Origin of the sequence: Brevibacillus thermoruber 423 (assembly GCF_000454065.1) — a bacterium.
GTDB classification, from domain to species: Bacteria; Bacillota; Bacilli; order Brevibacillales; family Brevibacillaceae; genus Brevibacillus; species Brevibacillus thermoruber.
Genome location: NZ_KE695650.1, coordinates 426,286 through 451,752, shown reverse-complemented (window position 1 = coordinate 451,752; position 25,467 = coordinate 426,286). Strand labels below are relative to the sequence as shown.

Annotated in this window: 27 protein-coding genes and 1 tRNA gene; 8 read left to right on the top strand and 20 right to left on the bottom strand. The window is 58.9% G+C overall.

The window, feature by feature from the left end:
* Positions 1-41 precede the first annotated feature (41 nt).
* Both M516_RS0110440 and M516_RS0110435 read right to left on the bottom strand, forming a co-directional pair.
* Positions 42-1,613 carry an ABC-F family ATP-binding cassette domain-containing protein gene (locus M516_RS0110440; protein WP_029099079.1) on the bottom strand — a complete coding sequence of 524 codons (1,572 nt, stop codon included), beginning with the start codon at positions 1,611-1,613 and terminating at the stop codon, positions 42-44.
* The gene (locus M516_RS0110435) at positions 1,610-2,497 is read right to left on the bottom strand and encodes a HEPN domain-containing protein (RefSeq protein WP_029099078.1); all 888 of its coding nucleotides are present in this window, start codon (positions 2,495-2,497) and stop codon (positions 1,610-1,612) included. The genes M516_RS0110440 and M516_RS0110435 overlap by 4 nt, the downstream gene beginning before the upstream one ends.
* A gap of 192 nt (positions 2,498-2,689) precedes the next feature.
* On the opposite strand from M516_RS0110435, the gene M516_RS0110430 reads away from it, so the two are divergent.
* Both M516_RS0110430 and M516_RS0110425 read left to right on the top strand, forming a co-directional pair.
* On the top strand, positions 2,690-2,839 hold the full coding sequence (locus tag M516_RS0110430; protein WP_029099077.1) for a small acid-soluble spore protein P: 150 nt from the start codon (positions 2,690-2,692) through the stop codon (positions 2,837-2,839).
* A 98-nt stretch (positions 2,840-2,937) separates the two neighbouring features.
* Positions 2,938-3,681 (top strand): DUF5937 family protein, encoded by a 744-nt coding sequence (locus tag M516_RS0110425; protein WP_029099076.1) that lies wholly within the window; start codon positions 2,938-2,940, stop codon positions 3,679-3,681.
* Here the strand turns inward: M516_RS0110425 and M516_RS0110420 are convergent.
* The 5 genes from M516_RS0110420 to pdhA form a co-directional block, all read right to left on the bottom strand.
* Positions 3,678-3,839, bottom strand: coding sequence for an aspartyl-phosphate phosphatase Spo0E family protein (locus M516_RS0110420; RefSeq protein WP_029099075.1), 162 nt, complete (start codon positions 3,837-3,839; stop codon positions 3,678-3,680). The two genes, M516_RS0110425 and M516_RS0110420, sit on opposite strands and share 4 nt — an antisense overlap.
* A gap of 147 nt (positions 3,840-3,986) precedes the next feature.
* Entirely contained in the window at positions 3,987-5,399 is a 1,413-nt protein-coding gene (gene lpdA, locus M516_RS0110415) for a dihydrolipoyl dehydrogenase (protein WP_029099074.1), read from the bottom strand.
* A 5-nt stretch (positions 5,400-5,404) separates the two neighbouring features.
* Positions 5,405-6,787, bottom strand: coding sequence for a dihydrolipoamide acetyltransferase family protein (locus M516_RS0110410; RefSeq protein ID WP_029099073.1), 1,383 nt, complete (start codon positions 6,785-6,787; stop codon positions 5,405-5,407).
* A 98-nt stretch (positions 6,788-6,885) separates the two neighbouring features.
* Positions 6,886-7,866 (bottom strand): alpha-ketoacid dehydrogenase subunit beta, encoded by a 981-nt coding sequence (locus M516_RS0110405; RefSeq protein WP_029099072.1) that lies wholly within the window; start codon positions 7,864-7,866, stop codon positions 6,886-6,888.
* A 3-nt stretch (positions 7,867-7,869) separates the two neighbouring features.
* Positions 7,870-8,955 carry a pyruvate dehydrogenase (acetyl-transferring) E1 component subunit alpha gene (gene pdhA / locus M516_RS0110400; RefSeq protein WP_029099071.1) on the bottom strand — a complete coding sequence of 362 codons (1,086 nt, stop codon included), beginning with the start codon at positions 8,953-8,955 and terminating at the stop codon, positions 7,870-7,872.
* Between the two features lie 307 nt (positions 8,956-9,262).
* Between pdhA and M516_RS0110395 the strand changes: the two genes are divergently transcribed.
* Positions 9,263-9,997, top strand: coding sequence for an alpha/beta hydrolase (locus M516_RS0110395; protein ID WP_029099070.1), 735 nt, complete (start codon positions 9,263-9,265; stop codon positions 9,995-9,997).
* A 19-nt stretch (positions 9,998-10,016) separates the two neighbouring features.
* Here the strand turns inward: M516_RS0110395 and M516_RS0110390 are convergent, their stop codons facing one another.
* Positions 10,017-10,211: a hypothetical protein gene (locus M516_RS0110390; protein WP_029099069.1), complete on the bottom strand. Its 195-nt coding sequence runs from the start codon at positions 10,209-10,211 to the stop codon at positions 10,017-10,019.
* A 322-nt stretch (positions 10,212-10,533) separates the two neighbouring features.
* Between M516_RS0110390 and M516_RS23260 the strand changes: the two genes are divergently transcribed.
* On the top strand, positions 10,534-11,967 hold the full coding sequence (locus tag M516_RS23260) for an amino acid permease (protein WP_051188182.1): 1,434 nt from the start codon (positions 10,534-10,536) through the stop codon (positions 11,965-11,967).
* Between the two features lie 160 nt (positions 11,968-12,127).
* On the opposite strand, the gene M516_RS0110380 is transcribed toward M516_RS23260, so the two are convergent.
* Positions 12,128-12,220: transfer RNA gene (locus M516_RS0110380), tRNA-Ser, on the bottom strand.
* Between the two features lie 115 nt (positions 12,221-12,335).
* Positions 12,336-13,358, bottom strand: a complete 1,023-nt coding sequence (gene ltaE / locus M516_RS0110375) for a low-specificity L-threonine aldolase (RefSeq protein ID WP_029099068.1) — start codon at positions 13,356-13,358, stop codon at positions 12,336-12,338.
* Positions 13,359-13,471: 113 nt separating this feature from the next.
* Here ltaE and M516_RS0110370 point away from each other — a divergent pair, with 113 nt between their 5' ends.
* Positions 13,472-13,774 (top strand): HesB/IscA family protein, encoded by a 303-nt coding sequence (locus M516_RS0110370; RefSeq protein ID WP_029099067.1) that lies wholly within the window; start codon positions 13,472-13,474, stop codon positions 13,772-13,774.
* A gap of 70 nt (positions 13,775-13,844) precedes the next feature.
* Here M516_RS0110370 and M516_RS0110365 read toward each other — a convergent pair whose 3' ends face one another.
* The 4 genes from M516_RS0110365 to yneA form a co-directional block, all read right to left on the bottom strand.
* Positions 13,845-16,088 (bottom strand): HelD family protein, encoded by a 2,244-nt coding sequence (locus tag M516_RS0110365; RefSeq protein WP_029099066.1) that lies wholly within the window; start codon positions 16,086-16,088, stop codon positions 13,845-13,847.
* A 33-nt stretch (positions 16,089-16,121) separates the two neighbouring features.
* Positions 16,122-16,487 carry a fluoride efflux transporter CrcB gene (crcB, locus tag M516_RS0110360; RefSeq protein ID WP_029099065.1) on the bottom strand — a complete coding sequence of 122 codons (366 nt, stop codon included), beginning with the start codon at positions 16,485-16,487 and terminating at the stop codon, positions 16,122-16,124.
* Between the two features lie 90 nt (positions 16,488-16,577).
* Positions 16,578-16,775: a DUF896 domain-containing protein gene (locus M516_RS0110355; protein WP_029099064.1), complete on the bottom strand. Its 198-nt coding sequence runs from the start codon at positions 16,773-16,775 to the stop codon at positions 16,578-16,580.
* 105 nt (positions 16,776-16,880) lie between these two features.
* A complete protein-coding gene (gene yneA / locus M516_RS0110350; RefSeq protein WP_029099063.1) occupies positions 16,881-17,219 on the bottom strand; it encodes a cell division suppressor protein YneA in 339 nt (112 codons plus the stop codon).
* Positions 17,220-17,376: 157 nt separating this feature from the next.
* Here yneA and lexA point away from each other — a divergent pair, with 157 nt between their 5' ends.
* A complete protein-coding gene (gene lexA, locus M516_RS0110345; RefSeq protein ID WP_029099062.1) occupies positions 17,377-18,000 on the top strand; it encodes a transcriptional repressor LexA in 624 nt (207 codons plus the stop codon).
* A 129-nt stretch (positions 18,001-18,129) separates the two neighbouring features.
* Here the strand turns inward: lexA and M516_RS0110340 are convergent, their stop codons facing one another.
* Complete coding sequence (locus tag M516_RS0110340; protein ID WP_029099061.1) at positions 18,130-18,618, bottom strand: DUF456 domain-containing protein; 489 nt, start codon at positions 18,616-18,618, stop codon at positions 18,130-18,132.
* Between the two features lie 151 nt (positions 18,619-18,769).
* Between M516_RS0110340 and M516_RS0110335 the strand changes: the two genes are divergently transcribed.
* A complete protein-coding gene (locus tag M516_RS0110335; protein WP_029099060.1) occupies positions 18,770-19,258 on the top strand; it encodes a GNAT family N-acetyltransferase in 489 nt (162 codons plus the stop codon).
* Position 19,259: 1 nt separating this feature from the next.
* On the top strand, positions 19,260-19,829 hold the full coding sequence (locus M516_RS0110330; protein ID WP_029099059.1) for a DUF4269 domain-containing protein: 570 nt from the start codon (positions 19,260-19,262) through the stop codon (positions 19,827-19,829).
* Between the two features lie 42 nt (positions 19,830-19,871).
* Here the strand turns inward: M516_RS0110330 and glnA are convergent, their stop codons facing one another.
* The 5 genes from glnA to M516_RS0110305 all read right to left on the bottom strand — a co-directional run bounded on the left by glnA (position 19,872) and on the right by M516_RS0110305 (position 25,434).
* On the bottom strand, positions 19,872-21,206 hold the full coding sequence (glnA, locus tag M516_RS0110325) for a type I glutamate--ammonia ligase (protein WP_029099058.1): 1,335 nt from the start codon (positions 21,204-21,206) through the stop codon (positions 19,872-19,874).
* Between the two features lie 33 nt (positions 21,207-21,239).
* Positions 21,240-21,650 carry a MerR family transcriptional regulator gene (locus M516_RS0110320; RefSeq protein WP_029099057.1) on the bottom strand — a complete coding sequence of 137 codons (411 nt, stop codon included), beginning with the start codon at positions 21,648-21,650 and terminating at the stop codon, positions 21,240-21,242.
* A gap of 201 nt (positions 21,651-21,851) precedes the next feature.
* Positions 21,852-23,129: a methionine gamma-lyase family protein gene (locus M516_RS0110315; protein WP_029099056.1), complete on the bottom strand. Its 1,278-nt coding sequence runs from the start codon at positions 23,127-23,129 to the stop codon at positions 21,852-21,854.
* Positions 23,130-23,137: 8 nt separating this feature from the next.
* Positions 23,138-24,430 (bottom strand): GTPase HflX, encoded by a 1,293-nt coding sequence (gene hflX / locus M516_RS0110310; protein WP_029099055.1) that lies wholly within the window; start codon positions 24,428-24,430, stop codon positions 23,138-23,140.
* Positions 24,431-24,477: 47 nt separating this feature from the next.
* Entirely contained in the window at positions 24,478-25,434 is a 957-nt protein-coding gene (locus M516_RS0110305; protein ID WP_029099054.1) for an AAA family ATPase, read from the bottom strand.
* Between the last annotated feature and the right edge of the window lie 33 nt (positions 25,435-25,467).

Sequence of the window (25,467 nt, the reverse complement as noted above, 5' to 3'; positions counted from 1 at the left end):
CCGCTCACCAAAGCGTAGGGCTGCCTGTTTGTTTGCCTTTCTTACCGTTTGATCGCGGTCCTGGCCTGCGTCTGGCTCCACTCTTCCACGTTCCACACCTGGGTCACCCAGTCTTCGTAAAAGTCCGGTTCGTGGCAGACCAGCAGCACGGTTCCCTTGAAGGCCTGCAAGGCGCGTTTCAGTTCGTCCTTGGCCGCCACGTCGAGGTGGTTGGTCGGCTCGTCAAAGACCAGCCAGTTGCTTTCCCGCTGGAGCAGCTTGCAGAGCCGCACCTTGGCCTGTTCGCCCCCGGAGAGAGCCGTCATGGGGCGGTTGATGTGCTCGTTTTTCAAACCGCAGCGGGCCAGAGCACCCCGCACTTCATGGTTGTTGAGATGAGGGAACTCGTTCCACACCTCGTCCAAGGCGGTGACCGGCTTCGGCTTTACTTCCTGCTCGAAGTAGGCCGGCTGCAGGAAGTCACCCTGCTCCAGTTTGCCCCCGAGCGGCGGGATCAGGCCGAGCACCGTTTTCAGCAGGGTGGATTTCCCCACCCCGTTCATGCCGACGACCGCCACCTTTTCCCCTCGTTCCAGGGCGACCGTCAGCTTGGGCAGCAGCGGACGGGTGTAGCCGATCTCCAGTTCTTCCGCCGTGAAGACGAAGCGGCTGCTCGCCCGCGCTTCCTTGAAAACAAACGTCGGCTTGGCCGCCGTCTCCGGCTTCTCGATGCGCTCGATCCTGTCCAACTGCTTCTGCCTGCTCTTCGCCCGACCGGAGGTGGAGGCGCGCGCCTTGTTGCGAGCGATGAAGTCCTCCATCCTCGCAATTTCTTCCTGCTGCTTCTCGTAGGCGTCCAGGTGCTGGCTGCGCTTCATCTCCGCCTGGGCGAGGAACGACTCGTAGTTGCCCGTGTAGCGGGTGAGCTTCGCAAACTCCAGGTGGTAAATCACGTTGACGACGTCGTTCATGAACCCGGTGTCGTGCGAGATCAGGATAAACGCGTAGGGATACGCTTTCAGGTAGCCTTTCAGCCAGGTGATGTGCTCATCGTCCAGATAGTTGGTCGGCTCGTCCAGAAGCAGCACGGTCGGCTGTTCCAGGAGCAGCTTCGCCAGGAGCACCTTGGTCCGCTGACCGCCGGACAGAGCGGCGACGTCCCGATCCAGACCAATCGCGGACAAACCCAGGGCGTTGGCGATTTCCTCCACTTTGGCGTCAATCAGGTAAAATCCGCTCGACTCCAGCCGATCCTGAATCTCGCCCATGCGCTCCAGCAGCTCTTCCAGCTCCTCCGGTGAAGCCTCCGCCATCCGCTCCCCGATCGCCACCAGTTCCGCCTCTTCCTGCAGCAGCGGCAAAAAGGCTTCCTTGAGCACGTCCCGAATGGTCTTGCCCGGTGTCAGCTTGGTATGCTGGTCGAGGTACCCGTAGCGGACCTTAGGCATCCACTCGATCCGTCCGGCGTCCGGAATCAATTGGCCGGTCAGCAGGGCCATCATCGTGGACTTCCCCGTTCCGTTCGCGCCTACCAGGCCCACCCGTTCTCCCGGCTGCAGCCGAAACGACACGTCGCGAAACAGCGTGCGTTCGGCGAAGCCGTGGCTCACATTTTCTACGATTAAAACGCTCATGATTTCCTCCTGTTTGTCGACTCCATTCGTACCTGTTCAAAAAAGGCGGGCTTGTACCGGCTGGCGTAACTCTCTCCGGCCATGATCAGCTCGTCCAGCCGCAGGCGCAGATCCTGCAGCGTGATGCCCTCCATCGCCGTGTTCAGAATAACCGCGCGCGCCATTTGACGCAGGCGGTTCACATCGTCTTCCAGCGCTTTGCCCAGCACCTTGCCGCTGTGGACGATCTCCGAGCGATGGTTGTAGGACCGTTTCACAAACTGGGCCACCCGCTCCCGTTCGGCAAACGTTTCCCCGAAGTAATAGGCCATGCGCAGCCGCAGCTTGTACGTGATCTCTCCCTTTTTGCCGTCGGGCACAAACAGCGACTCCAGCGCAATCCACAAGTCCAGCAGTTGGTCCTCCAGACTCTTTTTCTCCAGGGAGAGGGCGTAGCGGCGAACGGCGAGCTGAGGCAGGGCCGGCTTGTCCCAGATGAGGGACAGAAAGATTTCCTCGGTCCGCTCGTCAAAGCGAAACTTCTTGCCGTCAATGGAACGCTTCAGATAGGTGATCCCGAACACCGGCGGCTGGGCCGTGATGACGTACGGGATGGAGCAGATGCCGTCCAGCGTCGCCAGGTTCAGCTTTTGCTCGATTTCTTCGATCCAGGCCTGATCCTGTCTTACTTTCAAATCGGGGTACTCGGCGAACAAAAACAGGCTGTCCACCCCTACTTTGCGGTCAAACAGCAAACGGCTCTCGTCCATTTGATTTTTAAGAAAACGGGAGGCCAGCTTGTACAGTTTTTCCTCTCCCGACAACAGCACAAACGACTGGGGCAGATCAATGCGCACCGGTCTGGACGTCGTCGAGTTAAAGACCGGCGCAATCAGATACGGCATGGGCATGTCTCCTTTCCGGCTCTGGACAGGTGCGTCCGGCTGACGGGCAGTCCGGCTCCGACCCAAAGATTACATAATACTTATTATGTCATTCATTTGCTGTCTCCGACATGCTTCCTTTTAGAATACCAGCAATTCCTATGGTTCGTCATCCTTCGTTTCCGGCATGCTATACAAGAAGGAGATGATACCATGGAAAAGGATCGCGTGCGCGACGAAAATCCCCACCAAACGTACAACAACACCTACGAACCCATGGAACAGACCGGCGAGCCGCTGCCCGGCTCCAAACAGGTAAAGCAGGCGAATCACTCGCGCCAGGTCAAAACGAGGGAAGGCTGATCCGCTGCGCCTTCCTGTTTTTTACAACCAAATGATTGAATTGTCCCACAAGGATGAACTATGATGATTACAGTATCCTTGATGGAGGTCAACCAATCATGATTCTCATTCCGCTTTCGGGCCACAGCCCTCTTCCGCACAAAATCAGCTACAGTGTTTCTCCCTTGTACGAGTTGGCGGCAAGCCTCCACGCACTGGCTCAGGAAACGCCCGACCCGCGTCTGGCCGACTGGGCCGCAGACATACTGGCCGGCTTTCGTGCCGCCCGGATCCAATCAGACTGGGAATACTTTCGTCCGATGTTTACCCTCGCCATCCCCGACGCGTTCGATCCGCTGCAAACCAGAGGCGTGATGGCCGTTGACGATCAATACGACTACTTCTTCACGCTGTCCGAGGAAGCGTTTGCGAACAGCCTGCGGCCGATGCTGGACGCGTGGGAGAAAACCGGTGAGGATGTTCCGCTCGCGGCCGACCTACAGGAGGACCCCGCGTTTGTCAAAGGGCGCTTCAACCTGTTTATCTCCACGTACTGGCAGCTTTTTTTCGCCTCGCAGTGGGAGGCGTTGGCGCCCCGGTTTGTACGGGAGGCGGAACGGATCCATCTGTCGCTGCGCTCGCTGGATGAGATCACGTCCTATTTGCGGACGATCGCTCCCCGCTTCCGCTACGATGCCGAGCAGGAGCAGCTCGTCTGGGAAAACGGCGCTCCCGACGCTCAACACGTTCAGCAGTTGGTCCTCTACCCCAGCCATTTTTACACCGGCGCTGCGTCCCTCGCCAAAAAAGGGGCCTGCGCTCACCTGCTCTATCATTTCGAACAATGCAAAACGCCCTGTTAAGGGCGTTTTGCGTATTGCAGCATGTGCGCAACGATTAACCGATCCAGTTGTTGACTCATCTTTACAATCTCAGGGTCGTTAAAATTGTAACCGGCATCCTTGGCTGCGCGTTCCAGTTGCTGCCGCAGATCATCAATCATCTTCTGCGTAATGTTCATGCTGCCAGACCCCCACCCGACTCGATCAACCACTATTTTACATTATTTGATAATGCGTGGAAAGAGGAGAATGTCCGCGGGAGCGGTCGCGCCAAAAAAAGGAAGCCCTGCATCCGTTGGAGATGCAGGGCTTTCGCTTTCGTACGTTTACTTGTTCAGCACGTGAATCGGATGGCCCAGGGCCAGTTCCGCAGCTTCCATCGTCACTTCGCCCAGGGTCGGGTGAGCGTGAATGGTGAGCTCGATGTCTTCCAGCGTCGCTCCCATCTCGATGGCGAGGCCGATTTCGGCGATGATGTTGGACGCTTCCGGTCCGACAATCTGGGCGCCCAGCACCAGATTGGTGCCTTTTTCGGCGATCAGTTTCACGAAGCCTTCACCGGCATTGACAGACAGCGCGCGGCCGTTCGCGGCAAACGGGAAGCGGCCCGCCACGTAGTCAATGCCCTGTTCCTTGGCTTCTCTTTCGCTGATCCCGACGCTGGCGATCTCCGGATCGGAGAAGACGACAGCGGGGATGGCCTTGTAGTCCACTTCAGACGGCCGGCCGGCAATCGCTTCCGCAGCCACTTTGCCTTCGTAGGAAGCCTTGTGGGCCAGAGCCGGGCCGGCGACGATGTCCCCGATCGCGTAGACGTTGGGGATGTTGGTGCGGCCCTGTTTGTCCACCACGATGTAGCCGCGGTCGGTCAGGTTCATGCCGATGTCGCGCACGCCCAGTTCGTCCGTATTGGGACGGCGGCCGACGGTTACCAGCACGTACTCCGCTTCAAACTGCTTCTGCTCCCCTTTTACTTCCGCCGTGACGATCACGCCGTCTTCTTTTTCCTCCATGCCTTGGGCGAGCGCCTTGACGTTGATGTCCACGCCCAGCTTTTTCAGCTTGCGTTCCACCAGGCGGGTCATCTCCGGCTCGAATCCCGGCAGGATCTGGTCAGAGCCTTCCAAAATGGTTACCTTGGTGCCGAATTTGGCAAAGACGGTTCCCAGCTCGATGCCGATGTAGCCGCCGCCGATCACGACCAGGCTCTTCGGAATTTCCGTCAGGGACAGGGCTTCCGTCGAGGAGAGCACGCGCTTGCCAAACGGGAACGCCGGCAGTTCGATCGGACGGGAACCCGTGGCGATGATGCAGTGGTTAAAGCGGTAGCGGTTCACGTCGTAGCCGTGGAAGACCCGCACTTCGTTTTCGCTGACAAACAGCGCTTCGCCGGGGATTACCTGAATCTTGTTGCCCTTGAACAGCGAGGCGACGCCGCCGGTCAACTGCTTGACGATGCCGTTTTTCCACTCTTGGACTTTGGCGAAGTCCACTTTCACGTTTTCCATGGTGATGCCCATGTTCGCCGTGTGCTGGGCCTGCTCATACGTGTGAGCCGCGTGAATCATCGCTTTGGACGGAATGCAGCCGACGTTGAGGCACACGCCGCCCAGGTCGGCTTTCTCCACCACGGCGACGGATTTGCCCAGTTGGGCGGCGCGAATGGCCGCCACATAGCCGCCGGGACCGGCGCCGATGACGAGAACGTCCACTTCTGTGGTAAATTCACCTACTACCATCGTTCTTATCCCTCCATGACGAGCAGCGTCGGGTTTTCCAGGAGCTGCTTCACGTAGTTGACGAAACGCTGCGCCGGTTCGCCGTCAATCAGGCGGTGGTCAAAGCTGAGCGACAGGGACAGCACTTGGCCGACCACGATTTCGCCGTTTTTCACTACCGGTTTTTCGCTGATGCGGCCTACGCCGAGAATGGCGACTTCCGGGTAGTTGATGATCGGCGTGAAGAACATGCCGCCCGCAGAACCGATGTTGGTGATGCTGAAGGTGGAGCCTTTCAGCTCGTCTGCCGTCGCCTTGCGTTCGCGCGCCTTCTTCGCCAGTTCGCCGATCTCGCCGGCGATTTCAAAGATGGATTTGCGGTCTGCCGCTTTGACAACCGGCACCACCAGACCGTCATCGGTGGAAGTGGCAATGCCGATGTTATAGTACTTTTTGTAGACGATCTCTTGTTTTTCGTCGTCGATGGAGGCGTTCAGTTCCGGGAACTTTTTCAGTCCGGCCACGACCGACTTGACGATGAACGGCAGATAGGTCAGCTTTACGCCGCGCTCTTCCGCCAGCGGTTTTGCTTCCTTGCGCATTGCCACCAGGTCGGTGACGTCCACTTCGTCGAAAATGGTAACGTGCGGAGCCGTGTACGCCGATTTGACCATCGCTTTGGCAATGGCTTTACGGATGCCTTTGAGCGGAACGCGCTCCTCCACTTCGCCCGCTTGTGCGGTGTAGTGTACGGTCGGTGCCGCAGCCGCCTGCTGTACGCCGGTCGGCGCTTGCGCTGCAGGTGCAGCCGCTTCGGCCTGTGCTTGGGCAGCTTGAGCTTGTGCCGGTGCTGCCGCGCCGCCTGCGAGGAAGCGGTCTACGTCTTCGCGCGTGATGCGGCCCAATTTGCCGGTACCCGGCACCAGCGCGAGCTGAACGCCTTTTTCACGCGCGTATTTGCGCACGGACGGGGTCGCCAGCACGTGCTTGCGGTCTACAGGTGCCGCCGTTGCCGTCGCCTGCGCCAGCGGCGTGTCCAGCGGCTGGTTGGCGTTGGCGCTCACTTGGGAGCCGATGTCGCAGCCCGGTTCCATCTTGTCTTCTTTTGCCGGCTCGGCCGCAGCCGGAGCTTCTCCATGACCGTGATCCGGCAGGTTGGGCAGTTCGCCTTCCACCTCAAATTCGATCAGCGGATCGCCGACGACGGAAACGGTGCCCTCGGTCACTTTCAGTTCCAGCACTTTCCCTTTGACCGGAGACGGCACTTCCACGACCGCCTTGTCATTTTGCACTTCCATGATCACTTGGTCTTCTTCTACCGTATCCCCCGGCTTCACGTGCCATTTGACGATTTCGCCTTCATGGATGCCCTCGCCAAGCTCCGGGAGTCTGAATGTAAAACGACTCACGTTATCTCCTCCTTATTAAACGCTCCGACGTAATGGCGCACAGATGTGCCTAAAGAAGGCGGAAAGCTGATCTTTCCGCCGCATGTGCAGTTCAACCGTTAAAAGTCGAGGACTTGCGTCAGGCCGTCCACGACGCGTTTTACATCAGGCAGCCAGATGTCTTCCGCCTGCGCGAACGGGTACACCGTATCCGGTGCGGTGACGCGAAGCACCGGCGCTTCCAGGTGCAGGATGGCGCGTTCGTTGATTTGAGCGATGATTTCGGCAGCCACGCCGGAGGTTTTTTGCGCTTCCTGCACGACGATGGCACGGTTGGTCTTCTTCACGGATTCCACAATGGTGTCGATGTCGATCGGATTGATGGTCCGCAGGTCGATCACTTCCACTTTCGCGCCGCGCGCCTTCTCGATCTCTTCCGCCGCTTTCAGGCTGGTATGAACCATGGCGCCATAGGTGATGATGGTAACGTCGCTGCCTTCCTTCACCACGTTGGCCTTGCCCAGCGGGATGGTGTACTCGCCCTCCGGCACCTCCTGACGGAAGGAGCGGTACAGTTTCATGTGCTCCAGGAACACGACCGGGTCGTTGTCGCGGATCGCGGAGATCAAAAGCCCTTTTGCATCGTACGGGTTGGACGGGATGACCACTTTCACGCCGGGCGTCTGCAGAATCAGGCCTTCCAGCGAGTCAGCGTGCAGCTCCGGAGTTTTCACGCCGCCGCCAAACGGGGAGCGGAACGTCACCGGGCTGTGGTAGCGGCCGCCGGAACGGTAGCGCATCCGGGAAGCCTGGGACGCGATCGCGTCAAAGGTTTCAAACACAAAGCCAAAGAACTGGATTTCCGCAACCGGACGGAAGCCGTTGACGGCCAGACCCACGGCCAGACCGCCGATACCGGACTCCGCCAGCGGCGTGTCAAACACGCGATGTTCGCCGAACTCGGCTTGCAGACCTTCCGTCGCGCGGAAGACCCCACCGTTTTTCCCCACGTCTTCCCCGAAGACGAGAACGGTTTCGTCGCGCTTCAATTCACAGCGCAATGCATCCGTGATGGCTTGAATCATAGTCATTTGTGCCATGGCTTACTTCGACTCCTTCGCCAGATATTCTGCCTTTTGCTCTTCCAGCGCCGGCGGCAGTGTTTCAAACATGACGTCGATCAGTTCGCTCACTTTCATCTTCGGCGTTTCGTCCGCTTTCTTGATGGCGTCGGCAACCGCCTGCTTCGCTTCTTCAATGACTGCTTCTTCGTCTTTTTCGCTCCACAGCCCTTTGCTTTCCAGGAACTTGCGGAAGCGGATCAGCGGGTCTTTTTGCTCCCATTCGTTTTGCTCTTCGCCGGTGCGGTAACGGGTCGGGTCGTCGCCGGCCATGGTGTGCGGACCGTAGCGGTAGGTGAGCGCCTCGATCAGGGTAGCGCCCTCCCCGTTGATACCGCGCTGTTTCGCTTCCTGCACCACGTGGTACACGGCCAGAACGTCCATGCCGTCTACACGCGCGCTGGCGATGCCGGCCGCTTTCGCTTTGATCGCGATGTTCTCGGCTGCGGTTTGTTTCTCAAACGGAACGGAGATGGCGTAGCCGTTGTTTTGCGAGAAGAAGATCACCGGCAGTTTGTAGACGCCGGCAAAGTTCATGCCTTCGTAGAAGTCGCCCTGGGAGGTGGCGCCGTCACCGAAGTAGGTGATGGCCACGCGCTTTTCGCCGCGCAGCTTGTAGCCCATGGCGACGCCGGCAGCCTGGGTACATTGGGCCGCGATGATGATCTGCGGCATCAGCACATTGACGCCTTCCGGAATGCGGCCGCCTTCAATGTGGCCGCGGGAGTACAGGAACGCCTTGTGCAGCGGGTAGCCGTGCCACACCATTTGCGGGATGTCGCGGTAGCTCGGCAGGATGAAGTCTTCTTTGGACAGTGCCGCTTCCGAACCGATCATGGACGCTTCCTGACCGGCCACCGGAGCGTAGAAGCCGAGACGGCCCTGACGGTTGAGGCTGATGGCGCGCTGGTCCCACACGCGGGTAAAGACCATTTTGCGCATCAGTTCGCGCAGTTCATCGTCGGAGAGCTTGGGCATCAGGTCAGGACGAACAACCGTACCGTCCGGAGCAAGGATTTGCAGCGGGGTGTTGTTGCCTGTTTGTTCAACAGCAGTGTTTACACTCATCACTTTCACCTCGTCACTGGTATCGTGGAAAACTAGACAGCCCTCGCTGGCAGCGGCGGAACCGGAGCCGCGCTCGTGCAGAGAGGAAAAACTGCCTAAAAAACAATGAGGAAATTTCACTTGTGCTGAAAGTGCTTACAAACACGTTCGCACACCCTGTTATATCTCAGTTCAAATATCTGTTCAACGTGTTATAGTATTGATATTACAGGGTTTATTTCCTTGCTGTTATCATTTACTATAAAATCTGTATCAGTTTTTTTCAAGGCTAAGTTGGGAAATTCCTGCACTTGGGAGGCGGATCGCCATGTCCGACTATGTAAAACGTACCATTGTCAAAGAAGAAGTGCCCAGTCTTCACGTGGACACTCCCCGTTCCGTCAAGGTGTACCTTCCGCCCGGATACAACGAACTGCTCTCGTATCCGGTCGTCTACTGCCAGGACGGCAACGATTTTTTTACCATGGGCCGGATTGCCACCATCGCCAACCAACTGATTCTGGATGAAGGGGTGGAGCCGTTTCTCATCGTCGGCGTTTCCGTGGAACGAAGCAAACGCACAAGTGAATACTCCCCCGTCGGTTCGCGCCATGACGGATACAAACGCTTCTTTACAGACGAACTGCTCCCCTACATCGAGGAGCGTTATCCGGTGCGCCGCGATCCGAAATCCCGCGTCTTGGCGGGCGACTCGCTGGGGGGGACGGTCTCCCTGCACATCGCACTGGATCGTCCCGATCTGTTTACACGCGTGCTGTCCCTCTCCGGCGCCTTTTTCCAGCCGACCCTGGATCGGATCGCACAGGAATCCACCCTCTCCTGGCTGGACATCTGGATGGTGGTCGGTCTGGAGGAAACGGCTGTGGAGACGCATATCGGCACGTTTGATTTCGTGGAGTGGAACCGCGCCGCCCGGCAGGCGCTCACGGACAAACAGGCTGCCGTCTCTTACCGCGAAAAGCCGGGCAGTCACGTATGGGGGCTGTGGCAAAAGGAACTGCCGGACGGTCTGCGCCACTTTTTTCCCGCCCTGCCGCTGTGAAAACCCGCGTCACGGGCCCTCAATACAATCCGTTGATCTCCCGAATCTCCGCGTACGGGTAGTAGCTGCCATCCGTCAGGTATACCCCCTGATGGGTGGCCTTTTCAATCTCGCCCGCCACCTGTCTGGCGTCGCTCAGCACAATGTTGACGATCCTGCTTTCGTCCCGCTGCATCTGATGCTGCACCAACTGGCGCTGTTTGGCGGAAATCATCGGCATCCCTCTTTCTTTTCCCTATTGTTGGATACCTATAGTATTGCTCGCTTCGGGCGATTTACTCCCCGAACGCGGCCGCCCTGCCCCTCACGATTCCCTGTTGACGGATATATTCAACACTGTTATACTTTTTAACGTTCATTTTACTTTACTCAATTAAACAATTAAACAAGTAAAATGGTAAAACCTTATGTGGAAGCGGGCGCGGCACTGTTCTGCGGCGTGCCTCCCCGCTTGTCCGGTTGTATTCGGCCGGAACCCCGCCTTTACGGATGGGCTGACATCAAGGTATGACTTCATGACATGTGGAGGGATTCCAATGAGTTCGCAAAAATGGGGCTTCTGGCTGCTGACCGCATTCGTGGTGGGAAACATGGTCGGATCCGGCATTTTCATGCTGCCCAATACGCTGGTGCAAGCGTCCAGTCCGCTGGCTGTGCTGCTCGCCTGGCTGCTGACCGGGTTTGGCGTGCTGATGATCGCGCTCGTCTTTGGCAACCTGTCCGTCCGCCGGCCCGATTTGACCGCCGGCCCGCAGAGCTACGCCCGCGCCATGTTTGATAATCCGCGCGCCGGAAAGATCGCCGGTTTCAGCATGGTCTGGGGGTACTGGGTGGCAAACTGGGCGGGCAATGTCGCCGTCATCACCACGTTTGCCGGGTATCTGTCCGCGTTTTTTCCGATCATGCAGGACAAAACCGTCCTGTTCTCGCTCTTTTCCTTTCAGGTGGAAAAAGGAAAGCTCACGACGTTTCTCGTCTGCACCGCGCTGCTGTGGGGCTTCCACACCTTGCTGGTGCGGGGGCTGAACGGCGCAGGCAAGCTGAACTTCCTGTCTACGGCCACCAAGGTGCTGGGATTTGTGCTGTTTATCGGCGTCTGCCTGTTTGCCTTCAATGCGGCCAACATGGGCGATTTCTACACCCCGATCACGGATGACCAGGGCGTGATTCACGGGCTGCCCAGCCAGGTGAACATGGCGATGCTGGCTACGCTGTGGGCCTTCATCGGGATTGAGTCGGCTGTCGTCCTCTCCGGACGTGCCCGCTCCCAACGCGACGTGCGGTCGGCCACGATCGCCGGGCTGCTGATTTCGCTCGTTCTGTACATGGGCATCACGTTCCTGACGATGGGGGTCCTGCCGCTCGAACAACTGCGAGAGTCGGACAAGCCGCTGGTGGACGCCTTGTCCCAAGTGATCGGCAGCACCGGCGGGACGGTCATGGCCGTGCTGGCCATCGTTTCGCTCATCGGCAGCACCATCGGTTGGCTCCTGATCGGGTCGGAGCCGCCGTTTCAAGCGGCCCGCGCCGGCATGTTCCCCGCTTCGTTCGCCAAGGTAAACGCCAGCGGAAGTCCGGTTCGCTCGCTGACCGTTACGAACCTCATGTCGCAGTTGTTTATTTTTTCGACGATTTCCGGAACGATTGCCGAAGCGTACCACTTTGTCATCACGGTGGCGACGCTGGCCATCCTCCTGCCCTACCTGGCTTCCGCCGTGTTCCAGCTCAAGCTGGTGGCTGTCGGCGAGACGTATGAACGGCAGCCGGTCGCCCGCCTCTTTGACGGCGTAGTGGCCGTGCTGGCTGCGCTGTTCTCGCTCTGGGTAATCAAGACGGGGACGGCCGACATGAAAACGCTGCTGTTCGGACTGGCTCTCTACGCGGTCGGGCTGCTGCTCTATCCGGTAATGACGCCGCGACAGACGGCGGCAGCCGCCCCTTCGCCGCAGGCAGACTCCGAACGCCATTAAAATTAAATAATAAAGAAAAAGGCATGTCCATGCGGGGCATGCCTTTTCTTTCCGGAATCGTCCATCGGCTCCATTCCCCAGCCGACGTCATGGACCACGAACAACGTGGAACATGCAAAAAACGCCTCCCGCTTCCGGGAGACGTGAATCTCGCTTGTGATGGCGGATGGGGTGGGATTTGAACCCACGAGACGGCTCAACACCGCCTACACGATTTCCAATCGTGCTCCTTCGGCCACTCGGACACCCATCCATTTTTCGTGACGATTGATAGTATACACCGTTTTTTTCGGCAAATCAATAGGGAAAATCGGCTCCAGACGAAAAAAACGTGCAGCGCGATGGACGCATGCTGCACGTTTCTGCCGTTACGCCGTCAAGACCGATTCGATGATCTCCAGCGTCTTGAGGATGTCTTGGTCGCCGATATGGCGGTGGGTGGTGAAGCGGACCACGTATTCGTCAAAATCGACGGCCCGCACGCCCCGTTCATCGAGGCGGGCCAAAAACTGCCCGGCGGTCAGTCCGGCCGATTCCGTGCGGACCAGGACGATGTTGGTCTCCACCGGCTCCACGTGCAGGCCGAGCTTGCGCAGCCCATCCGCCAGCATGCGTGCCCGGGCGTGGTCCTCCTGGAGCCGCTCCGTCATTTCCGTCAACGCGAGTATCCCGGGCGCGGCGAGGTAGCCCGCCTGCCGCAGGCCGCCGCCCAGCTTTTTGCGCCACCAGCGGGCCTCTTCGATGAATGCCCGATCGCCGGCCAGAATGGAACCGACGGGGGCGCTCAGTCCCTTGGACAAACAGACGGTGACTGAGTCGGTATGGCGGGTAAACTCCGTCACATCCCGTCTCAACGCAACGGCTGCGTTGAACAGGCGGGCTCCGTCGAGGTGAACGGCTGCCCCGTGTCGTTTGGCTGTTTCGTACACGGCCTCCATCTGTTCCGGCGCAACCACGGCGCCGCCAGCCCGGTTGTGCGTATTTTCCATGCACACCAGCCTGGTTCGCGGAAAGTGAATGTCGGCACCGCGGATGGCACGGGCCACGTCGGCCGCCTGCAGCGCGCCGCGAACCCCCGCCAGCGTCCGCGTCTGCACGCCGGCCAGCGCCGCAACCGCTCCCCCTTCGTAGTAAAAGATGTGGGAATTGGCCTCCATAATCACTTCGTCCCCGCTGACGCAGTGGGTCAGCACCGCCACCTGGTTTCCCTGGGTGCCGCTGGTGACGAACAGCGCCGCTTCCATCCCCAGTCGTTCTGCGGCGATGCTCTCCAGCCTGTTGACGGTCGGGTCCTCCCCGTACACGTCGTCTCCCACTTCCGCCTCCGCCATCGCGCGAATCATCGCTTCCGTCGGTTTGGTCACCGTGTCGCTGCGCAAATCAATGGTCATGCAGATTCCTCTCCTCTCTTCCTTCCATTTTAACACTTTGCGCATTGCACATCGATTTTCCTGTTTGGTAAGATGGAGAGGACACTTTTTTAATAGTAAGGAGACTGCCCCGCATGAATGTAAAAATCACCCGCAACGCCGCGAAGCAACTGAAAGCCGTGCTGGACCAGGAAGAAGACAAGGAGCTGAAACTGCGCGTCTACGTCACGCATAAGCACAGCGACCACGCCCACTACGGCCTGGCGCTGGACAAGCCCGGCGCCGACGACGCGGTCGTCTCCACCGACAAGGAGATCGACGTGATCGTCAGCAAGGACGAGCCTCTGCTGGACGGCGTGGTCATTGACTACCTGTACCTGCCGGAAGAAGGCTACGTCATCACCAATCCGTCCAAAGGCAATCACGGGGATCACTGATTCCAATGAAAAAGCTCTCTGCGCGACATCCTTCGCAGAGAGCTTCTTTCTTTTTTGAACAAAGCGTCCTCTATGATCTTCCGTACAACAACTCGTCGGGAACGTCCCGCAGCAGCGGGGTCATCCGCCCCGCTTCGTGCAGCATCAACAAGCGGTGAACGGGACGGGTCATCGCCACGTACAGCAGCTTGGCGTCCCACTCGCTGTCCGTGTACCGCTCCACATCCAGCAGGATCACCGCGTCAAACTGCAGCCCTTTGGTCAAATACGCCGGCATGACCGTCACGCCGCCGGGGAACCGGCTGTCTTTGGAGCCGAGCAGGACCAGCTCGCTGATCGCGCCGCGCAGCGCCTTGTACGCCTGTTTGCTCTCTTCGGCCGTCCTGGCGACGATGGCGACGGTCTGAAAGCCTTCTTCCTGCAGCTCCCGGACGAGCCGCGCTGTTTGTTCCCACTTTTCGGCCGGAGCCGCGTACGACAGCATCTTCGGCTTTTCCCCGTGCCGCAGAACCGGCTTGGCCATCACCGACTCGGGCAGGCGAATCCTGCGCAGCACCTCGTTGGCGCAGCGCATGATCTCAATCGTGGAACGATAGCTTTGCGCCAGCGTGTAGTACGCGGCGGCAGGCTGGCCAAAGACACCGCCCGTCAATTCGTCCCACGACTGCAGGCCCCGGTAGGCGTGGATGCCCTGCGCGATGTCACCCACCACGGTCAAGGACTGGCGCTTCGTCACCAGGGCGATCACGGCGATCTCCAAGGCGCTGAGATCCTGCGCCTCGTCCACCACCGTATGGTCGAACTGCTCCGCCTGTTCGAGCCCGTCCACCAGATGGCGCAGGTACAACAGCGGCGCCACGTCTTCCGGCTCGATCCGCTCTTCGGCAAACAGCGCCGCCGACGATCGGCAGACGTCCGCAATCACGCTATCCTCCACGTCATCCGGCGCCAGGCGTCTGAGCAGCGTCTCATCCGTGATCAGCTTCCGGTACGCCGCAAAGACATCCACCTGCGGGAAGGACGACAAGTACTTCTCCAGGATCTGTTCCATCATCCGCTCAAACTTTGTCAATCCCTGTTTGTCCAAATCGATCCGCATCGTTCGCAGATGGGCAAACAGTTGTTTGTTCATCTCCTGCTTCAGATGCTTGCGCAGCGCCTCGAGACGCTTTCGATAGGGCAGGTGGCCGAATGAGCCGGTAAACAGTTCCCGGATCGTCTCTCCGCTGATGGAAAAGACCTGTTGGGTCCGGCTGTAGACAAAGCTCAACTTTTTAAACGGGATCTCCGTCTCCGCCAGATAGCGCAGATAGTTGTCCAAGGCAGCCTTGCAGGCGAGCGAGCCTTTGAACCGCAGGCGGTTTTGCGTCATCTCCCGTTCCCGCCGGTCCTGTCCTTCCTCGAAAAACAGGCGCAGCAGCTTCTGCGGGTCGGTGATGCGCCAGCCTTTGGGCAGAAGCGGCTTGACCAGCTTGGCTGCCCAGTCCAGAAACGTGGCCTGCTGGACGTCATCCACACCCAGTTCCGGAAGCACGTCCGATATGTAGTTGAGAAACAGGCGGTTCGGCGCAAACACCATGAATTTTTTCGACATCATCGAGTCCTGGTAGTTGTAAATCAGGTAGGAGAGGCGGTGCAGCGCGATGGTGGTCTTCCCGCTCCCGGCCACCCCCTGGACGACGATGGGACGGTCTTTGTCCGCCCGAATGATGTCGTTTTGTTCGGACTGGATGGTCGCCACGATGTCCTTCAGCCGACTGTCGTTTGTCTGGTTCAGATTGGCGGCGAGAAACTCATCGATAAACCCTTCCTGGAGAAACTCGTCGGGATGGCCCATTTCCCGGTGGATCGTCTCCTTGACCGCCCCGTCGTAGATTCCGGTAATCTTCCCCTTTTCGATGGCAAAGTTCCGCTTCAGGCGAACTTCTCCGCGGACGATGCCCTTGTCGGTCCGGTAGAAGGCGTCCTTGCTCTCGCCGCTGTAGTAGAGGCCGGCAATCGGAGCACGCCAGTCCACGACCAGCGCATCAAACGTATCGCTCCGGACGATCCCGCGCTTGCCGATATAGACGATGTCCAGCTCGTACGTCTCGTCCTTGAGAAAGTCCACCCGGCCGAAGTACGGTTTGTCCTTCCCTTGGTCTTCCAGATACCGCAGTTCCTTGGCCTTTTTGTAAGCGACCACCTGCTTCACGTAGTCGTCGGTCACTTCCCGAACTTCTTCGCGCAGCATCTCGATCTCCCGTTCGATGGCGGACACCGTTTCATCCAGCCGTTTTTGTTCCTGTTCGTAATCCGGATGCCGAATCGTCACGTCCATCCTCCTTTCACTTCGAACGCGGCTGGCTCAGCCCACATGCCGGCCCAGCCAGACCCCGGCTCCGCAGGCCAACAGGCCAATGCCTACGCTGAGCAGCACATACGCCAATCCGCGTCCGATGTTCCCGTCTCCGAAAAAGGTGACCACCTCCAGAGAAAAGGTGGAAAAGGTCGTAAAGCCGCCCAACAGCCCGGTGGTGAAGAGCAGGTACAGCTCCGGCGAGAGAAACCCCCGCTCCTTTCCCCAGGCGTACAAGAGCCCGATGCAAAACGAACCCACAACGTTGGCCGCCCACGTACCTGCCGGCCAGCCCGGCTGGTTCATCACCAAGCCCAATCCGTACCGCATGATTGATCCCACGGCGCCGCCCACTGCGACAACCAGCCACGACATGCGCATTCCTCCCTGTTCGGCCCATTTCGTCGTAGAAAAAGACATCCAAGCGTCATGCGTGGATGCCTTCCTGTGCCAGTACACGTTATCTTAATGTTTGGGACCGTTTTCTTCAAGATCTTCCACATAGCGGATCGATTCCAGGTTGGCCCGCAGGGACGCCTTGACAGCATCGATGTACTTGCGCCGCAGCGCCTGCTGCTCCTGTTTTTCTTCGTCGGTCAGGCCCTCTTCGCGGGATTTCTTGGCCAACTCGTTGATCCGTTTGATTTCCGCGTCGGTTACCACAGCCTCTCCCCCTACTCTCGATAATGCCGCTCTATTATAACACATCGGCGGCACAACGCAAACGAAAGGAAATACTTGGGCCTGCTCCGCTGCCTGCGCTGCCGTCTACTCTCCGACGGGAACAGCCAGGCGCTGTCCGGGGTAAATGTTGGAGTTGTCCAGCCGGTTCATCTTTTTGATCGCGTACACCAGTTCACGCACTTCCATGCCGGCTTCGTCCTGGTACTGGACGGCAATTTTCCACAAGCTGTCCCCCGGCTGAACCGTCACTTCCTTCACGGGAACGACCGACGCCGACTCGGATGCGAACACAAGTTCTGTCAAGAAGTAAAAAAAGAGAGAGAATACCACGAAAAACACCAATGCTTGACCGCGTGTCACACCGATGCGGCTGCGGCGCTCCGGTTTTTTGGCAAAGCGGTTGTGTGCGGAAATTGCATGCATGATACCATCCCCCTGCAAACATACGTTCTATCGTCTTGTTCTCATCATAATGCGAACATGTGTTTTGTGTCAAGTTGAAATCGAACTTATGTTTGTCGAACGCAAGATCCCATGGTATAATATAGAAAACATGTTCGAGAAAACAGGGGTGTGGTCCATGTCCAAGCTATCCAATAGACAACAAGCCATTATCGACTTCATTCGCAAGGAAGTCCGCGACAAGGGGTATCCTCCGTCCGTTCGGGAAATCGGCGAGGCCGTCGGGCTGGCCTCCAGCTCCACCGTCCACGGTCACCTGGCCCGGCTGGAAAAGAAGGGGCTGATCCGGCGCGATCCCACCAAGCCGCGCGCGATTGAGCTGTTGACCGATGGCGACCGCTACCAGGAGGACTTCGAAGAATCCGTCGTTCGTGTGCCCGTCATCGGGAAGGTAACGGCAGGGCAGCCGATTACGGCGGTGGAACACGTCGAGGATTACTTTCCCCTGCCGGAGCACATCGTCACCTCGGACAAGGTGTACATGCTCCGCGTGTCGGGCGACAGCATGATCGAGGCGGGCATCCTCGACGGCGACTACGTCATCGTGCGCCAGCAAAACGTGGCCAACAACGGCGACATCGTCGTGGCCATGACCGATGAGGACGAAGCCACCGTCAAGCGCTTCTTCAAGGAAAAAAACCACTTCCGCCTGCAGCCGGAAAACTCCACGATGGAACCGATCATTCTGGACTCGGTCACGATTCTGGGGAAAGTGATCGGGGTGTACCGGTTGATTCACTAGCAAAAGGAGGAGCCCGTATCTTTCCCGACCGTAGGCGAAAGATACGGGCTCCTTTCTGTGTATCGTCGCGGTCAGACCGGAACGATCCGGGGCAGGGGTTGCATCCCGCTGCCCATTCGATTCACGGGCCTACAAGGCGGCGATGAAGAACCAAATGATCATCACGATTTGCAGGACGACCTTGACGACCGCGCTGCCGAGAAATCCGACGAGCGATCCCACGCCCGCCTTAACCGCCCGCTCAAGCGGTTGGTTGGAGACGAACAGCTCCACCAGCACCACAAACAGGAACGGCAGGATCAGCATCCCGAACGGCGGAAACAGGAAAATCCCGAGAAAAATGCCGACCGCCGCGGCAATCGACGACCACTTGGAACCGCCGTACCGCTTCACGAAGTACATGTTGGTCAGCAAATCGGCTCCGTACAGCAGCAAGCTCAGCACCGCCATCCCCCACCAGAACGACGCCGGCAGCCCGGCTCCCGGTTCGGCGAGGACAAAGTGGTACAGCAGGAACCCTGCCCACAGCAATATCGTATCCGGCAAAACCGGCAGAAAAATACCGGCGATGCTTGCGACAAACAACGCCACGATGACGATCCACAGCAGTATCTCCATCGGGTACACTCCTTTCTGTAAGGATATACGGATCAGGGCGCCATCCGTTGCATCATTCTTTTCATCCTTGTCCACATTGTTGCCTGATCAGCCCCGTCCGAACCCCGGCGGTACGGGCAGACGGCGCTGACAGACGAGAGGAGCGATTCCAGTGATCATTCGCCATGCAAACGAATCCGACTATGTGTCGGTCATCCACGTGATCAACGACTGGTGGGGCGGACGGCAGATGGCCGACATGCTGCCCAAGCTGTTTTTTCAGCATTTTCAAACGAGCAGCTTTATCGCCGAACAGGACAACGAGATGATCGGCTTTCTGGTCGGCTTCCTTTCCCAGACCTACCCGGATGAAGCATACATCCATTTCGTCGGGGTACATCCGGCCTATCGCCGGATGGGAGTCGCCCGCCGCTTGTACGAACAGTTCTTTTCCGTGGCGGCCCGGCACGGCCGCACGACGGTCCGCTGCATCACGTCGCCCGTCAATCAAACCTCCATCCGTTTCCACACGCGTATGGGCTTTTCGATCGAGCCGGGCGATGGCGAAGTGGACGGCATCCCCTACACGTCCAATTACGACGGCCGGGGGCATGACCGCGTCCTGTTTGTCAAAACGCTTCCCCCGCAGGAGGAAGACTGAGGTGAACAACTGGCACGACCTCACGTATCTGCAAGCGGGAACCCCCCGACAGCGCGCCGCCTGGGAGGCCATCCACCGCTTGGGCATCATGGAGCGGCTGCAGGCATACCAGCCGGTGCTGGCGGGAACGATTCCGCTGGACATCGACGTGGCGGACAGCGATCTGGACGTGATCTGCTGCGCGAGCGATTTGGACGAATTCGATCGCTTCGTTCGCGATGCGTTTGGCCGGCAGGACGGCTTTTCCCAGCAACGCTGTGACGTCAACGGCGTGCCGTCCAGCGTCACTTCCTTTTGGCACGGCGGATTTGCGTTCGAACTGTTCGCCCAGCCCGTACCCGCCGATCGGCAAAACGCCTACCGCCACATGGTGATGGAGGCCCGCCTGCTGGCCCTCTCCGGCGAACAGGCCAGAGAGGGTATCCGGGAGCTGAAGCGGAACGGAATGAAAACGGAGCCTGCGTTCGCCCGCTATTTCGGCATTCCCGGCGACGATCCCTATCAAGCCCTGCTGGAGTGGGAACGGTACAGCGACGCGGAGCTGGCGGAACTCATACAAAAAAGAACCTGATGACGTCATCCGTCACCAGGTTCTTTTTTCGTTGTATGCCGATCAATAGGTGGTCATGTACTGTTCGCGCTCCCAATCGTGGACGCGGGTGCGGAACATATCCCATTCGATTTCTTTCGCCTCGATGAAGTGGATCAGGGCATGCTCGCCCAGCGCTTCGCAGATGACCGGATCGGCCTTCAGGCACTCGATCGCTTCCTTCAAGGTAGCCGGCAGGCTTTCGATGCCGGCAGCTTCGCGCTCTTCCTCGGTCATCACGTAGATGTTGCGATCCACCGCTGCGGGCAGCTCCATTTTGTTCTTGATTCCGTTCAGCCCTGCTTTCAGCATGACGGCGAGGGCCAGGTACGGGTTGGCAGCCGGGTCCGGGTTGCGCACTTCGATCCGCGTGCTCAAACCGCGGGAAGCCGGGATGCGCACCAGCGGCGAACGGTTTTTCGCCGACCAGGCCACGTAGCACGGCGCTTCATAGCCGGGCACCAGACGCTTGTAGGAGTTCACCAGCGGGTTGGTGATGGCCGCAAATCCGCGGGCATGGTGCAGGATGCCGGCCAGGTAGTGTTTGGCTGTCTGGCTCAGGCCCAGCGGGTCGGATTCGTCGTAGAACGCATTTTCGCTGCCGCGGAAGAGAGATTGGTGAGCGTGCATGCCGGAACCGTTTACGCCAAACAGCGGCTTGGGCATGAACGTTGCGTGCAGACCGTGCTGACGGGCAATGGTCTTGACCACCAGTTTGAAGGTGACGATCTGGTCAGCCGCCTGCAGCGCGTCGGCGTACTTGAAGTCAATTTCGTGCTGGCCGGGCGCTACCTCATGGTGGGACGCTTCAATTTCGAAGCCCATTTTTTCCAGGGTGAGGACGATGTCGCGGCGACAGTTTTCGCCGAGGTCGAGCGGCGCGAAGTCAAAGTACCCGCCCTGGTCGTTCAGATCGAGCGTCGGCTCCCCTTTCTCGTCAATCTTGAACAGGAAGAACTCCGGTTCCGGACCGACGTTGAAAGCGGTGAAGCCCATCTCTTGCGCTTCCTTCAGCGCACGCTTCAGGATGTAGCGCGGATCCCCTTCAAACGGGGTGCCGTCCGGCATGTAGACATCGCAAATCAGACGGGCCACTTTGCCGTGCTCGGTGCCCCACGGGAAGACTACCCAGGTATCCAGGTCCGGCACCAGGTACATGTCGGATTCCTCGATGCGCACGAAGCCCTCGATGGACGAACCGTCGAACATCATTTTGTTGTCCAGCGCCTTGGGCAGTTGGGAGAGCGGAATCTCCACGTTTTTGATGACCCCCATCAGGTCGGTAAACTGCAGGCGGATGTACCTGACATCCTCCTCTTGGGCCAGACGCATAATGTCTTCCTTGGTGTACTTGCTCACGATCTCTCCTCCTATCGCTTACGTTGTCTTGTATTAGTGGAAGAAGCGGGAAAGCTCTCCACGTATCAACGCATTCTCGCCGTGGCGAGCAGCGTTGTTGAACAAAATTTGCTGCTTCAGAAGCTGATGCAGTTCCTTTTCGGACATTTCCTTCCGCTTGGCCTCGGACGTGGCGGTGATCTCCGTTTTTTCCGGGGCGGGCTGCTGAAGCTGCAGCACCTGCTTGATGCCGGCGATGTTGAGTCCTTTTTCGATCAGCGCCTTGATTTCCAGCAAGCGATCGACGTCGTTAAAGGAGAAGAGTCGCTGCTTCCCTTCCGTTCGTGCCGGCTGGATCAGTCCGTTTTGCTCGTAATAACGGATCTGCCGCGCGGTCAGATCGGTCAGCTTCATGACGATCCCGATCGGGAAGAGTGCCATGTTCCGACGAATGTCATCACTCATGACGTGTCCCTCCTCTTCTCTTCGCAAATTCCTTGGTTGTATTGTAAGGCTTTTCAAGAATACTGTCAATGGATGTGAGAAAAGATTACACAAAATGATGCATGTACAAGCCAGCAAAAGCGAAAAAACGGGAAGCGTCTCTCGCGACGCTTCCCGCTTTTTGGGCACCCGTTTTTTGGGTAATCGGTTCGTTTACGCGGTCTACGCGGTCGGAAGTTCCAGCAGCCCTTTTTCCAACAGGAGGTCCAGCGCGGTCAGAATGCCGACCTTGACGTGGGAGTAGGTCAAGCCGCCCTGCACGAAGCCCAGGTACGGCGGACGGATCGGACCGTCGGCGGAAAACTCGATGCTCGCCCCCTGGATGAATGTACCGGCCGCCATGATGACCGGATCGGCGTAGCCGGGCATTTCACTCGGATAGGGGGTGACGTGGGAATCGACCGGGGCCGCCTTCTGGATTCCCTGGCAAAACGCGATCAGCCGCTCCGCCGAGCCGAATTCAACTGATTGAATCAGGTCGGTGCGCGGCTCGTGCCACAGCGGGTTGGTCCGGAAGCCCAGCCGCTCCAACAGCGCGGAAGAGAAGATCGCCCCTTTGAGCGCTTCGCCCACCACGTGGGGAGCGAGGAAAAAGCCCTGGTACATTTCCAGCAGGGAGTACAGCGACGCCCCTCCTTCCGCGCCGATGCCGGGCGCGGCCATCCGGTAGGACGCGAGCTTTACCAGGTCCTTTCTGCCGACGATGTATCCGCCGGTCTTGACCAGGCCGCCGCCCGGGTTTTTGATCAGCGAACCGGCCATGATGTCCGCGCCCACCTGCAGCGGCTCCCGCTCCTCGGTAAATTCGCCGTAGCAGTTGTCCACGAAGACGATCAGTTCCGGATTCCGCTCTTTGACAAAGCGGATCATCTCTTCCAGTTTGGCGATGGTAAACGACGGGCGGTCGGCGTATCCACGCGACCGCTGAATGCCGATCACCTTCGTCTTCGGGGTGATCGCCTCGGCCACCGCGGGGAAGTCAATCTCGCCCTCCGGCGTCAGCGGCACGTAGCGGTACCCGATGCCGTAATCCTTCAGTGAGCCCTGCCCCTCGCCGCGCACGCCCACCACTTCTTCCAGCGTGTCGTACGGCTTGCCGGTGATGTACAGCAGTTCGTCGCCGGGGCGGAGCAGGCCGAACAGGCAGATCGCGATGGCGTGCGTGCCGGAGATGATGTGCGGCCGCACCAGGGCCGCCTCCCCGCCAAACACGTCCGCGTAAATCGACTCCAGCGTCGAACGGCCCGCGTCGTCGTAGCCGTACCCCGTCGACGGGGCAAAGTGAAACTCGTTTACTTCATGCTTTTGAAAAGAACGGAGCACCTTCAACTGGTTGTAGTCGACCAGGGCGGCAATCTCCTGATGCCGCCCGGCAATCATCGCTTCCACTTCCTGCACGATCGGGCGCAGCCGTTCTCCATGGGTGAATAATGAAAACATCGTCGTTCCTACCAACTCTCTTCTGCAATCTCTGGCTTGTCCAGGAGGAATGGGACGACTTTCCCGTAGATGGGATGGTCCCGGTTGATGCGTACGGTAATCAGATAAGCGGCATCCGCTTCGTCAAACGCCTGTTCCATCTCGACGCCTTCGCGGTGCAGCAGTGACACGATGTCCCCGCGCTCCACCGGCACTTTCAGCGTGATCCGGTCGAAGGAAGCGTAGACGTACGATTCGATGCGCTCCAACAGCCGCTTCAGGTCGTCGTCCCGCAGCGCGGAGATGAGAATGGCATCGTCCACCGGCGGCAGGTACGTGCCCTCGCGGATCAAATCCGCCTTGTTGAACACCACGAGCTGCGGGATGTCGTCCGCCTTCAGCTCGCGCAGGATGCGCTCCACCACTTCCATGTGGATTTCCAGGTCGGGATGGTGGCTGTCTACCACGTGCAGGATCAGATCGGCTTCCTGGACGCCTTCCAGCGTGGAGCGGAAAGCCGCCACCAGCGTTGTCGGCAAATCCTGGATAAACCCGACGGTATCGGTGAGAAGCACGTCCATGCCGCTTGGCAGGGAAAGCTGCCGCGTCGTCGGGTCGAGGGTGGCAAACAGTTTGTCTTCCTGCAGGGTGTCCGCGGAGGTCAGCCGGTTTAACAGGGTGGATTTGCCGGCGTTGGTGTAGCCGACCAGCGCAATTTGATAGACGCTGTTTTTCTTGCGCCGCTCCCGGTGAAGTTGGCGGGTGCGCACGATGTCGGCCAACTGCTGTTTCAGCTCGCTGATTCGCCGCCTGATGTGACGGCGGTCGCTCTCCAGCTTGGTCTCCCCGGGCCCCCGCGTGCCGATCCCGCCGCCCAGGCGGGAGAGTTGCCTGCCCTGTCCCGCCAGGCGCGGCAGCAGGTAATTGTACTGGGCCAGTTCCACCTGGATCTTGCCCTCCCGGGACTGCGCCCGTCCGGCGAAGATGTCCAGGATCAACTGGGTGCGGTCGATCACCTTGCAGTCGAACACCGTGTCCAGGTTGCGGGTCTGGCTGGGCGACAGCTCGTCGTTGAAGATGACCAGATCCACGTCCAGCTCCCGGGCGCGGTGGGCGATCTCCTGAATCTTGCCGCTGCCCAGATACCAGGCGGGATCGATGCGCTCGCGGTTTTGCGTGACCACGTCGAGCACGTCGACGCCGGCCGTCCGCGCCAGCTCGTGCAGTTCCTCCATCGAGAGACGTGCCCGCTCCGCATCGCGATTATCCAAAAAACAGCCGACCAGGATGGCTGTTTCGACACGTTTGATCACATCGTCCACGAATTCACGTCCTTTCCACCCTATCATACCACAATTCGTCCGGGATGTTAGGAAGCGGACCAGACAAAATCCTCCGGCTGCAGCGTCATCACGTCATCGCGCGTCGGTTCCGGCACGGCCAAGAGCCGCACCGCCTGTTTGCGGATGGCCTGTTCAATGGCATTTCGAACGTAGCGGGCATTGCTGAAATTGACTTCAAACACGTCGTGGCGCTTGCGCATCAGATGCTGTCGCAACTTTTCCTTGGCGGAGGGGGACAGCCGGTATTCCTTTCCCTCCACCATCGACTCGGCAATGCTGATCAGTTCGTCTACCGTGTAGTCGGCAAACCGCAGTTGAATGGGAAAGCGGGAAGGCAAACCGGGATTCAGCTCCAGAAACGCGTCCATTTCATCGGTATAGCCGGCCAGAATGCAGACAAAATCGTTGCCGTGGTCCTCCAGCGCTTTTGTCAGACAATCGATCGCTTCCTTGCCAAAATCCTTTTCCCCGCCGCGCGCCAGGGAGTACGCTTCGTCGATGAACAGAATGCCGCCGAGCGCCTTTTTGATGAGGTCGCGCGTCTTTTGCGCGGTATGGCCGATAAATTCGCCGACCAGATCGGCCCGCTCCACCTCGATCAGGTGTCCCTTGCTCAAAATGCCCATTTCGCGAAAGAGTTTGCCAAACAATCGGGCGACCGTCGTCTTTCCGGTGCCCGGATTTCCTTTGAACACCATGTGGTATACCTGCTTCTCCAGCTTCAGGTTGTGCTTTTCCCGCTCCTTGTTCAACCTGAGCAGCGCGTGGATCTCGTACATCAGCTTTTTGGCTTCACGCAAACCGATCAGCCGCTCCAGCTCGTCGAAGGCAGCGGCCACATTGCCGGGGGCGGTGGTACGTACCGTGTCGGCCAGCGTTTCCGGACGTTTGACCTTTTCCGGCCGGCGAAACACCACCTGGATGCGGTGCGGAGCCTTGTCTGCCATCGAATCAGCCGGCGGTTGATTGCCCGACGGTTTCACCAGCGATCACCTGCCTCATGGTCATACCTTAGT